Consider the following 12,686-nt stretch of genomic DNA (forward strand, 5'->3'; position numbering starts at 1 on the left):
GCAAGCTGATCCCTAGGGGGTGCAGCGTTCACTGAAGCAGCCCGACTTGATCAGAATCAGATCCCGCCGAGCGACCAGAGCTCTGGCAATCGCTAGTGCAGCTCCGACAGAAAATCGCGGATCGTAGGGGCCAACGCCTCTGCGAACCCTTCGGCCGTCTCTATGTCCTCGGACATCGAGATAGGCGAGAGGCGTCCGTTTGGGACCAAGGCGGCCACACGAGCCGCCAGCTCGGGCGGATGCGGTCCCTTCCGATGGCGGCTGCAGCAGCTACGCTGGCGGCGTTGGAGCGAGGGATAGCGTCTTCCACCATCGCTCGAATGACGGGCGCAAGGGAAGGCAGGATCGCCGCCTCGCAAGCGTGGCTGGACGCCCTGGCTATTCAGACGCCCCCAGGGATCAATGAAGCCGAGCCCCTGCAGATGCTCACGGACCGCACGCCAGTCCGCCGCTCCGAAGCCGTGGATCACGACCCGGTCGCCGTCGAGGAGAAGGGAGACGGACCGGTCGGCGCGGCTGTGGCCCGGGGCCGGCACATTGGCGCTTCGCCCGCCGGAATGGATGTCCCCGCCCAGGGCGGCGACGATGAGCCGGGCGACATGACTCGGGGCCTCAGATGAGACCGAGGGCGCGAAAGCTCTGTTCGCCCTCCCGGCCGACCACGACATGATCATGGACCTGGATGTCGAAAACCCGGGCGGCCTCGATGACCCGGCGGGTCATCTCGATGTCCGCGCGCGAGGGTGTCGGATCGCCCGAGGGATGATTATGGACGAGGATCATGGCCGAGGCGGACAACTCCAGCGCACGCCGCACCACTTCCCGGACGTAGACAGGGGCATGATCCACGGTGCCGTCCGCCCGATGCTCCTCGCGCATCAGGATGTTGCGCTTGTCGAGGTAGAGCACGCGAAACTGCTCCCGGGGCTCGTGGGCCAGCGCCCCCCGGACATAGGCCAGCAAGGCCGTCCAGGACGAGATCGAAGGCCGCGCGCCGACATCGGATCTAATCAAATGAACGCAAACCTGTCGCAGCAGCTTGAGGTCCGCGACGGCGGCGACGTCCAGGCCGGGCGTACGGGCCAGCTCTGACGCGTCCGCTGCGACAACCGCGGCCAGGGCGCCGAAGCGATCCAGGAGATCCCCGGCGAGACGATGAGGGTTGGTCGGAAGCGAAGCCCGCTTGAGCATCAAGGCCAACAAGGTTCGCTCATCCATCAACTCGATGGCCGGGAGGCCGGCGCCTGCAGCAAGGGCGCGGGCGTGTTCAAGGTCGGGTTTGGGGATCGATCGCATCGCGAACTCCTCGGTCGCTATCCGCCTCCTCATGGGAAGTCGACCGAAACCCGCCCTCCCCAATCCTTGAATTGCGCCGCAAATGATGGGCCGGCTGACTGGATCGGCTCACTCTCCGCCCATGGATTGCCTCTTGACGCTAGCCGCCCCGGGACGCTCCGTCAGAGGCCCTTTGTATGTTGATCTTTCGGGCGCCTTCGAGAATCTCGAGACCGCCCTTCGCGGCGATTCCGGCGACGATGACGCCGACCACCAGGTCAGGCCAGGACTGCTTCAACCACAGGACCAGGGCGCCGGCGACGAGGATGCCCCCGTTTGAGGCGAAATCGTTGAAGCTGAAGGTCTCGGCGGCGCGCAGGTTTACATCGTCGCCCTTCAAGCCGCGCAGTAGCTTTAGGCAGATCAGGTTGACCACCGCTGCGACGACGGCCAAACCGATCATGGTCCAGCCAATAGGCTCCGTTCCCAGCCACCATCGGCGGCCGGCGTCGATCAGAACGCCTGCGGCGAAGATCAGCAACAGCACACCCGAGGTTCTCGCGGCGCGCAGCTTCCAGGCGAGAGCGCGGCCAACCGCCAGAAAGCTGATCAAATAGACAAGGCTGTCGGAGGCGTTGTCCAGCGCATTGGCGAGCAAGGCGCTGGAGTTGGCCAGCAATCCGCCGAGCCCGAGCCCGACGAACAACAGACCGTTCAGGATCAGCACGATCATCAGCGTTCGTCTCTGACGGTCATGCTCAGCGTTCGATGTCTTCATGGACGCCCTCCTGTTCCGGGCTCGGCCGCCCACGTTGACTAGTTTCGGAAGACAGCGCGCATTGGCAGGCAGTGGTAAACATTGGAGCCGTCATTGAAACACGGTCTTGCCGGACTGCCCATGCGACGATCTTGAGATCCGACCGGCCGCTCGTCCAGACCGACGAGCCCAAGCGACGAAACCGGCCGCAAGGCCCCACCGGATCCCACGACGCGCAGCCGCCGGCATTGCCTGGGCAGATCCCAACGCCAAAGCCACCACATGTCAGCCGCAAACGCACCTTTCCTTCAGCCAGCCCCGGATTGAGAAAAGCGTTTGCACTGCCCCTGCGGCAGGGGCTTGATCCTCCAGTAGCTAGAGGATGCATAAATCGTCGCATCAACAGGAGAACAAACGATCATGGTGTTCACGGAGCGCCGAGGCGCCAGGGTGCTGAACGTCCGCGCGATGGCTATCGGCCTCGCCGTGACGGTCATTGTTGTGGACCAGGCCACCAAGGCCATGGCCCGCGGGAACCTTGAGGACGTGGTCAATCTGACATCCTTCATCGCGCTTCGCCTCGGGTTCAACCCAGGGGTCACCTTTGGCCTTTTCGCCGGCTCCGGGGACATGGGGCGCTGGGTTTTGAGCATCGTCTCGCTGCTGATCATCGTCGTGCTGTCGATCTGGGCCTGGCGAACACGCAGACCTCTTCTTGCCGCCGGCCTGAGCCTTATGGTCGGCGGCGCGCTCGGGAACCTGCTGGATCGCCTGCGTTTCGGGCACGTGACCGATTTCATAGATCTTCACTGGGGCGATGCGCACTGGCCCACTTTCAACCTTGCCGATGCAGCGATCGTCTGCGGCATCGGCTTGCTTCTGTTGGCTTCGCGAAGCGGGGCCGAACCCGGGACGTCGTCCCCCACGATCGAACCCACCGTTCGATGACGGGGCCCCCCGAAAAAAAGTCCATAGCCGTTCGCTCCGCCCTGGCCATAGGCGTGACCGCAAGCAGCCTGACGGCTACCTGGCTGTGGATTCCTCCCGCGCCATTCGGCGTCGAGACCGACATGGCGACGGCCGATCGCCTGGCCTACGCCCTCAAGTGGGAGTTGCCGGTGCTCGTGTGGCTCGCCGGCTGCCTGCGGCTTGTCGCCAGCATTCGGTATCGGTCGGATGAGGACCGACCAGGAGCCGCCTACGGCCCGCCCAGCGCTCGGCTCGCCGTGCCTGCGGCCGTGTTGCAGAATTCCCTTGAGCAGACCGTCCTGGCCGTCGGCGCACATCTGATTCTCGCCGTTGTTTTGCGAGGCGAGGAGTTGATCCTGATCCCCGCTCTGGTGACGCTTTATCTCCTCGGTCGTGTGATGTTCGCGATCGGCTACGTCAAGGGCGCCGCCGCACGCGCTTTCGGCATGGCGCTTACCGGCGCCTCGACGCTTGCCGCCATGGTTATCGCCATCGTCCTGTTGATTCTCGGCCGGTAGTATCCGAGCGCGCCTCATGCCCGTCTTTCCGCCCCAGTCTCCAGGACTTCGACCCATGTTTGAGCGATGACACGCCCCTCGCCCCCTTCGTCGGGACCTCGCAGCATCGGCAAACTCGCCGCCGCCACCGGCATAAAAATTCCGACGATCAGATTCTACGAGCAGATCGGACTGGTGCCGGCTCCGCCCCGGACCGCCAGCGACCGCCGGATGTACGACGATGATGCCGAACAAAGGCTGACCTTCATCCGGCATGCACGCCAACTTGGCTTCGACCTGGATTCGATCCGGTCCCTGCTGGATCTCTCCGATCATCCCGACCGCGCCTGCGACGAAGCCAACACCATAGCCGAACGTCATCTCGCCGAAGTGACGCAGAAGATCACCCAGTTGCAGGCCCTCCGGCGCGCGCTTTCGCGCATGACCGCTGAATGCGCGGGCGGACGGGTCTCGGCTTGCAAGGTGATTGAGGCCCTGCACGATCATTCGGCTTCACAATAAACCACGACACACGCGCTGTTCGAGTGCTAATGCGAGCGGCTCACAACTAGGTTTCCGATGCGCCCTCTGCTCAGCCTGTTCGTCCTCCTGCTCACCCTTGGCATGACCGCCCCCGCGCTGGCCCAGACGGCTTCGGCCTCGGAGGCCCAGGTCGCGTGGCGGCTGCTCGACTACGTCGGGGTCGACTACGCCGGTGCGGTGGAGAACGGCCAGGTGACCAATCCCGCCGAATATGGAGAGATGGTCGAATTCAGCAGCCAGATTCTGACCCGCCTGGAAGCTCTGCCCTCCACGTCGTCCAAGGCCGATCTGGTTCGGGACGCCGTCGCCCTTCAAGACGCTATCCGGAACAAGAGCGATCCGCGCACCGTCGCCGGCCAGGCCAAAACCCTGGCCGGTGCGGTCCTGGCGGCCTATCCAAGCCCGCTGGCGCCGTCATTTCCGCCCGACCTGGCCAAGGGGGCCGCCCTCTATGACGCGCAATGCGCTGTCTGCCACGGCGCCACAGGGCGCGCCGACGGCGCGGGCGCGCAGGGGCTCGATCCCGCTCCAATTGCATTCGCGGACGTCGAGCGCGCCCGCCAACGCAGCGTCTTCGGCCTATACCAGGTGATCGACCAGGGGCTCGACGGCACGGCGATGGCCAGCTTTTCCCATCTGCCGGCCGAGGACCGCTGGGCCCTGGCCTTCTATGTCGGCCGTTTCGCCTTCACTGACGCCGAAGCGGTCGAAGGCCAGCGTCTTTGGGAGAGCGACCCGGCGATCCGCACCGTTTACCCGGATCTGGCCGCCGTCACACAGGCCTCGCCGGCGGAGTTAGCGGCGCGCATCGGCGAGACGAAGGCGCGGGCGGTGACGGCCTATCTGCGCCGCCACCCGGAGGCGGCGGCTCGCCCCAAGGGAGCCACCCTCACCCTGGCTCGGACGCGTCTGGCGGAGAGTGAAGCCGCCTATCGTCGGGGAGACCGAAAGGCCGCAACCGACCTGGCGCTGTCGGCCTATCTCGACGGTGTCGAGCCGGTCGAGCCGGCGCTCGGCGCGCGAGACACCGCCCTCCTACGTCGCATCGAGACGGCAATGACCGATCTCCGCGTGTCGATCAGCAAGGGCGCGGCAGAGACGAAGGTCGCGGACCGGATCGCTCGTCTGAACGCCCTGTTCGACACCGCCGAGCGGGCCCTGGCGCCTCAGAAGGCGGACAATCTCGCCAGCTTCATCGGCGCCTTCACGATACTGCTTCGCGAAGGACTGGAGGCGCTGCTCATTGTGGTGGCGATGATTGCCTTCCTCAGGAAAGCCGACCGGCCTGAGGTGTTGCGTTACGTCCACGGAGGATGGGTGGCGGCTCTGGTCGCCGGCGGCGCCACCTGGGCGGCTGCGACCTTCTTCATCTCCATCAGCGGGGCCAGCCGAGAGCTCACTGAAGGGTTTGGCTCGCTTCTGGCGGCCGCCGTGCTCGTTTCCGTCGGAATCTGGATGCACGGCAAGTCGCATGCCGACGCCTGGCAGACCTATATTCGCGACAAGCTCTCCAAGGCGCTCTCGAAGCGATCGGCATGGTTCCTCTTCCTGTTGGCCTTCGTCGTGGTCTACCGGGAGGTCTTCGAGACGATCCTGTTCTATGCGGCGATCTGGAGCCAGGGCGGCCATGTCGGCATGCTGGCCGGCGCGCTTACCGCAGTGGCGATCCTGGCGTTCGCTGCCTGGGCGCTGCTCGCCTACAGCAAACATCTGCCGATCGGTCGGTTCTTCTCACTGAGCTCAATCCTCATGGCCGTCCTGTCGGTCGTTCTTGTCGGGAAAGGCGTGGCGGCGCTTCAAGAAGCGGGTTGGCTCGATGTCCACCCGATCACCTGGGCGCCGCGTATCGAGATTTTGGGCATCTACCCCACCGTGGAAGGCGTCGGGGTCCAGCTTCTAACGCTCGTCGTGCTGGTAATCGGGTTTGCGCGTACCTCTGGTTCCAAACGGCAGGGCTCAGCCAAGGCCTAGCAGGTCGTCTCCGATTGTACCGAACCATCCAGGCCGGAGGCTTCACTCTGGGGCGGAATGCGAGCCCCGGACCGGGGCCGAAACCCCATCAAGGCTCAGAGTATCGGTCAGGTCCCTACCGGTCCGCATCGACAAGGACAGTCGCCGAGTTGCCTGGCCCTCATCGGGCAGGCGGGATATCAATGAGGGACAGGCCCGCGGCCGGCTCCAGCCCACCGCCGTCAGCGCCAGTTTCGGCCTGAACGGTAGCGTGGTCGATGTCGTGGACGTCGTTCATCTCCGCCAGAACCGCGACGAAACTGATCAGCGCCCCGACCTCCGGCAATGACCAGATTGACCGCGCCGTTCACATCGTCGCTGCAGACACCCCATAGGGCAAGGTCTCGGGCTCCCGCCATCCCCGGCACAGCCCCAAGCTTCGAAAGGAAAACCGTGAGCGGCGGTGATCGCCGCCCACGGTCCGCTGGCAGGAGTGTGTTCAGTCCTCGATCCCCTCCGATTTGCGATGTTTGACCGCCTTGGCCGCAAAGGTCGGCAAGACCAGCAGCGTCAGGACCGTCGCGGTCAGAAGGCCGCCGATGACCACGGTGGCCAGAGGCTTCTGAACCTCGGCCCCTGCGCCGTGAGCCAGCGCCATAGGGATGAAGCCGACGATGGCGACCAGGGCCGTGGTCAGCACCGCGCGGAGACGACTGGACGCGCCTTCGATGGCCGCCGCTACAGGCTCCAGGCCGGCCTGGAGCCGCTCCCGGATCGCCTGCATCAGCACCAGACCGTTCAGGGTCGCGACGCCGGAGACGGCGATGAAGCCGACCGCCGCCGATACCGAGAACGGCATCCCCCTGAGCAGCAGGGCCAGAGCCCCGCCGACCAGGGCCAGCGGCACGCAGGCGAACACCAGTCCCGCCTCCGCGAATGACCCGAGCGCCATGAACAGCAGGACGCCGATCAGGATGAAGACGATGGGAATGACCAGTCCCAGCCGTTGCTCGGCCCGCTTCAGGTTCTCGAACTGGCCGCCCCAATCCAGCCGGTAGCCGACCGGAAGAGCGACCTCGCTCACCGCCGCCTGTGCGTCGGCCACGAAGCCGCCGAGATCGCGCCCGCGCACATTGGCCTGGACCACCATGCGCCGGCTGCCGTTCTCGCGACTGATCTGGTTCGGTCCTTCGGCCGTCTCGATGCGGGCGACGGAAGACAGAGGCACGATCACCCCCGTGCTCGAGACGATGGGCAGGGCAGCCAGTGTGGATGGATCGTTGCGCGCGTCATCCGGCAGACGCACGACCACGTCGAAGCGGCGGTCGCCCTCGAAGATCCGCCCCGCCTCGGCGCCGCCGATGGCGGTCGAGACCGCTTCCGAGACATCGGCGGCGGACAGGCCGTAGTGGGCCGCCGCGAAGCGATCGACGCTGATGGTCAGGGTGGGCAGGCCCGACGCCTGCTCCACGCGCACGTCGGCAGAGCCCGGCGTGGCCCGCAACTTGGCGGCGACCGCTTCAGCCGTCTTCTGCAGGGTGTCGAAATCGTCGCCATAGACCATGACGGCGAGATCTGACCGCACGCCCGAGATCAGTTCATTGAACCTTAGCTCGATGGGCTGGCTGAACTCGAAGCTGTTGCCGATCTGCTGGCTGGCGACCTCTTCGATCCGCTCGATGAGTTCGTCCTTCGGCAACTTCGGATCGGGCCAGTCCTTGCGGTCCTTGAGGATAACGACGCTGTCCGAGTTGTTCGCCGGCATCGGGTCGATGGCGACTTCGGCCGTCCCGGTGCGCGAGAAGACGGTCTCCACCTCGGGCTGGGCCTTGATGGCGCGTTCCAGCGCCATCTGCATGGACAAGGACTGCTCCAGCGAAGCGGACGGCACGCGCAACACCTGCATGGCGATGTCGCCTTCGTCCAAGGTCGGGATGAATTCCCGCCCGAGGGTCATGAAGGAGACAGTCCCCACGCCAAGCATCGCCAGCGCAGCGATCAGGACCACCTTGGGACGGGCCACCGCCGCGCCGATGGCCGGCTGTATCCAGCGGCGGGCGAAGCGCAGGATGAAGGTCTCATGCTCTTCGGCCTTGCCGTCCGGTCCCAGATGAACTGTCTTGGGATCGCGCACCAGCAGGGCCGTCATCGCCGGCACGAAGGTGAAGGAGAAGATGAAGGCGCCGACCAGGGCCAGCATGACGGTCGCGCCCATCGGCACGAAGGTCTTGCCCTCGACCCCTTCCAGCATCAGCAGCGGCGTGAAGACCAGCAGGATGATCAGTTGGCCAAAGGCGGCTGGCTTGACCATCTGTCGTGCCGATTGCACCGCCACCCCGAGGCGTTCATGCCGGGTCAGCATCCGCCCCAGTTCGCCCCGTCGCTGCGTCAGCATCAGCAGGGTGTTCTCGATCACCACCACGCCGCCATCGACCATCAGGCCGAAGTCGAGCGCGCCGAGACTCATCAGGTTTCCGCTGATGCCGAAGCGGTTCATGCCGATAACGGCGAACAGGAAGGACAGCGGAATCATCAGGGCCGTGATCGCCGCGGCCCGGAAGTTTCCGAGCAGCAGGAAGAGGACGACGATGACGAAGAGCGCCCCCTCGATCAGGTTGCGCGCCACCGTCGAAATGGTCGAGTTGACCAGGTCGCTTCGATTCAGAACCGGCAGGGCCACCACGCTCGGCGGGAGAGATGCGCCGACCAGCTCCAACCGCTCGGCGGCGGCCTGAGCCACCGTGCGGCTGTTTTCCCCAGCCAGCATCAGGGCGGTGCCGAGGACGGCTTCGTGGCCGTCGTGGCTGGCCCCGCCGAGACGTGGCGCCTGGCCGATCTCGACCTTTGCGACATCGGCGACCCGAACAACCAGACCGCCGCGATTGACGACCGGCGCCTGAGCCAGATCCTCAACCGTCGCGGCCAGGGCGTCGGTGCGAACCACCAGGGCCTCGCCTGCCCGCTGGACATAGCCGGCCCCGGCTTGGGTATTGGCCCGCTCCAGCGCCTGGACCAGATCGGTCATGCCTAGGCCGTAGCGTGTCAGGGCGGCGGCGTCTGGTCGGACGGCGTATTCCTTCACATAGCCGCCGTTGACGTCAATCCCGGCCAGGCCGGGGGCTGTGCGCATCTGCGGGGCGATGATCCAGTCCTGGACCGTCCGCAGATAGGTGGCCCGGGCCTGCGGCGTGGTCAGCCGCTCGCCCTCCGGCGTCAGATAGGCGCCGTCGGCCTGCCAGCCAGGCTTGCCGGTGGCGACCGTGGTCTTGGGGCTGAAGGGGACGTAATCAACCGTCCACATCAGCACTTCACCCAGCCCCGTGGTGATGGGCGACAGACTGGGTTCGACGCCTTCGGGCAGACCATCCGACGCCTGCCGCATCCGCTCCGCCACCTGCTGGCGGGCGAAATAGATGTCCGTCTGATCGGTGAAGACGACGGTGATCTGGCTGAAGCCGTTTCGAGACAGGGAGCGTGTGCTTTGAAGTCCCGGAATGCCGGCCATGGCCGTCTCGAGCGGATAGGTGACCTGCCTTTCGATCTGTTCGGGCGCCAAGGCGGGCGCGACTGTGGTGATCTGAACCTGTCGGTTCGTGATGTCGGGAACGGCGTCGATCGGCAGCTTGGTCAGTTCGAACAGGCCGAGCGCAGCGACCAGCGCCACAGCCAGGACGACGAACCAGCGAAAGCGGACGGAGGCCTCAATGAGAGCTTTGAACATGATCTCTCGTCCCTACTCGTCTTCCTCGGCTTCGCTCTTGGAGAGCTCCGCCTTGAGCAGAAAGGCCTTGGCGCCGGCGATACGTTCGGCGCCGGTCAGGCCGCGAAGAATTTCGGTTCGGCCCCCAGCCTGGCGGCCGGTCATGACAGGGACAGCCCGGAAGCCGCCCTGAACCTGGACGAAGACGACGGTCGCCCCCTCCAACGTCTGTACGGCCTCGGAGGGCACGGTCATGCCGTCGGCGTCTCCCCCCGTCACCAGAGCGCCGCTGACAGGCGATCCGGCGGGCGGCAGGGCGCCGCCGGACGGGCGAGCGCGAATGAGGGTCGCACCGCTCTCGCCGGCGCCGCCCACGGCGACGCCCGTAACGACCGCATCGAATTCACCGGTCGGACCTTGCACTCGCAACGACGACCCCGTCCGAACCTGAGCGGCGAGCGCAGGCGGCGCATTGAACACCAGTTCCACGCGCGTCGGATTGGTGACCTCGGCTATCACGCCGCCCTGGGGGGCAAATCCGCCTGGACCGACCTGAACCGACGTCACTACGCCCGAGATCGGGCTGGATACGCTGATACGGCCCGACGCATTGGGGCCGCCAGCCGCCGACGCCCTGGCGCGAGCGGCTCTCGCGGCGGCGTCCGCGCTGAGCGATTGGGCGCGTGAGGTTTCAACCTCCTGACGCGCCACCACCCCCTGGGACGCAAGGCTGTCGTTCCTTTGATAGGCGCTTCGCGCGGCGTCAGCGGCGGCGGCGGCGGCGTCGGCGTCCGCGCGGAAGGTCGCGGCCTCACCACTCACCAGCACCGCCAGAGGCTGGCCGGCGCGCACCGACTGGCCCGGCGCGACCAGGACGCGCTCGACCCGACCGCCGACGGATGCGGCCACGACGGCGCGGGCGTCGATCATGGGCTCCACGCGCCCGGCAAGACGGATCTCCCCGCCCCCGCCGCGTCCGACCGCCATGACCGTGATGCCCGCCGCCTCGATCTGCGCCGGCGTCAGGGCGATGACGCCCTCTTCGACCTTACCCGCAGCCTCCTCCTCAGCGCCCGCTTCAGCCGACGCCTGAACCTGCGCCGATGGCGCGGGTCCGTCGCGGGTCAGGAGGAAGGCTCCGCCGCCGATGGCGACAACCGCCACGGCGGCTCCGGCCATCAGCCAGGTCTTTCTGGTCTTGATCTGGGTTTTCACAGTGCGGCTCCAAACGGGATGCGACTTTGCAGGCGCGCGAGGTCGATTTCCGCCCGGACCCGCGCGAGGCGGGCGTCGACGGCGGCGTTGCGGGCGGAGATCAGGGCGGCGCGGGACGCGCGCAGTTCAAGCTGGGAGATGCGCCCCGCTTCAAAACCCAATCGGGACAAGCGATAGGCTTCCTCAGCCGAGGCCACGCCGGCGTCCGTCGCCGCCACACGGCTGGCGGAAGCGTTTAGACGCGCCTGGGCTGCGCTTCGGTCGGCGGTTTCATCGAGACGGGCGCCGTCCAGGCGGGCGTTCGCCGCCCTGAACTCGGCCTGCGCCGCCTGGATGTTTCCCCGGTTTCGATCGAACAACGGCAAGGGCATGCTCACGCCAAACGTCAAGGCGGTGGCGTCTTCGGCTTCATAACGGGTGACGCCGACAGAGGCGCTGACGTTCGGGCGAGCATTGATCTGCTCCACCCGGATACGCCGCTCGGCTGTGTCGCGCTCCGCTTCCGCCAAGCGCACGACCGGCGAAGCCGCTCCGGACTGATCCGGCGCCGAGGGCGCGCGATCCAGAACGCCCGGGTCGATGGAGGTGACGACCGTCGGCAACATGGCCGTCGCCGTCAACCGGGCGAAGGCGGCCTCGCGTTCGGCTCCCGCCTCATCAAGCGACGCGCGCGCTGACGCCGCCTCAGTTTCAGCCTGGATGCCCCGCAACAGGGGTTCGCGGCCCTCCTCCACGAGCAACAGGGCGGCGCGAGCGTCCGCCAGGGTGATCGTCAAGGCCTCCTTGGCCAGTTGAAAGCGGCGATCGGCCGCCTCGGCTTCGGCGTAGACCAGCGCCAGACGGCCTGCCGCGTCAACGCCGGTGAGATCGCGACGAAGAGCGGCAGTTCCGGCCTCGCCGCGCGCGACATCAACCCTGGCGCCCCTGCGCCCCCAGAGCTCGAGATCCTGGGTCAAGGCCAGACTGGTCTCGGCGTTGCTGTAGCCGTCATAAGGACCGCTCCCCAGGACGCCGTCGGCAGTCAGGCCGAGTTGGGGATTAGGACGCACGCGCGCCTGGCGGACCCGCGCCTCGGCGGCGTCGAGCAACGCGCCGGCCTCGACGTTGACGGGCGTCTGGCCGATGCGCTCAAGCAGGGTTTCATAGCTCGGCGCTGGATCTGCCCAGGCAGGAGCAGCGGCCGCTGTCGCTATCGCGACCACGGCGCAGCCGGCCGTCAGAAGCGACAGCCGACGATGTGAGGAAGACATGGTTCATTTCCCAGATTTCTGACGGATGAGCGCACGAGGGCGCGGCATTGGCGTCAGCTTCTGGGAGGGCGATCCGGGCCGGCAGGCGTCCGGGACGCCATCTGGTTGGTCGTCGGCGCTTTTGGGCCGTCGGCTTTCTTGAGGCTGGCCGGAACAGGTATCGACGCCTGCTGCACGCCCGTTGAGCCGTGGTGACAATGACCATGGGCGCAACCGCTATGGTTCTGGTCGCCGCCCTTGGCTTTACCGTGGTCCTGGTCTGGCGGGCTCGAAAGCGATGAAGCCGCGACAGCAGCCCGCGCTTCTGGCGCACAGGCCGCTGCGTCAACGGCCGGCAGGAAACCAAACACGACGATGACAAGCGCGAAAAGCGCCGCCGTCATGAAGGTTCTGTTCGACCATTCAAACATGGCGCGTTCCCGCCAAGGTTTCAGCGCCCGACAACGCCGCCATGGTCGCAAGCTTGACGAAAACACCGCCTATCGGAGACCGCACGCCCGCCCCGGATTCACAGCCCGACGAAGATGTGG

Annotated in this window: 11 protein-coding genes; 5 read left to right on the top strand and 6 right to left on the bottom strand. The window is 66.5% G+C overall.

Going from position 1 to position 12,686, the window contains the following annotated elements:
* Window positions 1–320: 320 nt before the first annotated feature.
* A complete protein-coding gene (locus BJP32_RS17270; RefSeq protein WP_076222561.1) occupies window positions 321–620 on the top strand; it encodes a hypothetical protein in 300 nt (99 codons plus the stop codon).
* On the opposite strand, the gene radC is transcribed toward BJP32_RS17270, so the two are convergent.
* Together radC and BJP32_RS00875 are read right to left on the bottom strand one after the other, a co-directional pair.
* Window positions 613–1,296 (bottom strand): DNA repair protein RadC, encoded by a 684-nt coding sequence (gene radC / locus BJP32_RS00870; RefSeq protein ID WP_076222785.1) that lies wholly within the window; start codon window positions 1,294–1,296, stop codon window positions 613–615. The genes BJP32_RS17270 and radC overlap by 8 nt on opposite strands.
* A gap of 139 nt (window positions 1,297–1,435) precedes the next feature.
* Window positions 1,436–2,053, bottom strand: coding sequence for a cation transporter (locus BJP32_RS00875; RefSeq protein ID WP_003165001.1), 618 nt, complete (start codon window positions 2,051–2,053; stop codon window positions 1,436–1,438).
* Window positions 2,054–2,452: 399 nt separating this feature from the next.
* Here BJP32_RS00875 and lspA point away from each other — a divergent pair, with 399 nt between their 5' ends.
* The 4 genes from lspA (at window position 2,453) to BJP32_RS00895 (ending at window position 6,012) form a co-directional block, all read left to right on the top strand.
* On the top strand, window positions 2,453–2,980 hold the full coding sequence (gene lspA / locus BJP32_RS00880) for a signal peptidase II (protein WP_081461867.1): 528 nt from the start codon (window positions 2,453–2,455) through the stop codon (window positions 2,978–2,980).
* A 53-nt stretch (window positions 2,981–3,033) separates the two neighbouring features.
* Window positions 3,034–3,519, top strand: coding sequence for an MAPEG family protein (locus BJP32_RS00885; RefSeq protein WP_003165005.1), 486 nt, complete (start codon window positions 3,034–3,036; stop codon window positions 3,517–3,519).
* A gap of 66 nt (window positions 3,520–3,585) precedes the next feature.
* Complete coding sequence (locus BJP32_RS00890; RefSeq protein WP_046652906.1) at window positions 3,586–4,020, top strand: helix-turn-helix domain-containing protein; 435 nt, start codon at window positions 3,586–3,588, stop codon at window positions 4,018–4,020.
* 57 nt (window positions 4,021–4,077) lie between these two features.
* The gene (locus BJP32_RS00895) at window positions 4,078–6,012 is read left to right on the top strand and encodes a cytochrome c/FTR1 family iron permease (RefSeq protein WP_076222562.1); all 1,935 of its coding nucleotides are present in this window, start codon (window positions 4,078–4,080) and stop codon (window positions 6,010–6,012) included.
* A gap of 478 nt (window positions 6,013–6,490) precedes the next feature.
* Here BJP32_RS00895 and BJP32_RS00900 read toward each other — a convergent pair whose 3' ends face one another.
* Genes BJP32_RS00900 through BJP32_RS16985 form a run of 4 tightly spaced genes read right to left on the bottom strand, consistent with a single transcriptional unit; the run spans window position 6,491 to window position 12,566 of the window.
* Window positions 6,491–9,712: an efflux RND transporter permease subunit gene (locus BJP32_RS00900; protein ID WP_003165009.1), complete on the bottom strand. Its 3,222-nt coding sequence runs from the start codon at window positions 9,710–9,712 to the stop codon at window positions 6,491–6,493.
* Window positions 9,713–9,724: 12 nt separating this feature from the next.
* Window positions 9,725–10,906, bottom strand: a complete 1,182-nt coding sequence (locus BJP32_RS00905) for an efflux RND transporter periplasmic adaptor subunit (protein WP_003165011.1) — start codon at window positions 10,904–10,906, stop codon at window positions 9,725–9,727.
* Window positions 10,903–12,156 (bottom strand): TolC family protein, encoded by a 1,254-nt coding sequence (locus tag BJP32_RS00910; protein ID WP_003165012.1) that lies wholly within the window; start codon window positions 12,154–12,156, stop codon window positions 10,903–10,905. Before BJP32_RS00910 ends, BJP32_RS00905 begins: the two co-directional genes overlap by 4 nt.
* Window positions 12,157–12,209: 53 nt before the next feature.
* The gene (locus tag BJP32_RS16985; RefSeq protein ID WP_076222564.1) at window positions 12,210–12,566 is read right to left on the bottom strand and encodes a hypothetical protein; all 357 of its coding nucleotides are present in this window, start codon (window positions 12,564–12,566) and stop codon (window positions 12,210–12,212) included.
* Window positions 12,567–12,686 lie beyond the last annotated feature (120 nt).

The organism is Brevundimonas sp. ZS04, from assembly GCF_001956865.1.
GTDB lineage: Bacteria > Pseudomonadota > Alphaproteobacteria > Caulobacterales > Caulobacteraceae > Brevundimonas > Brevundimonas diminuta.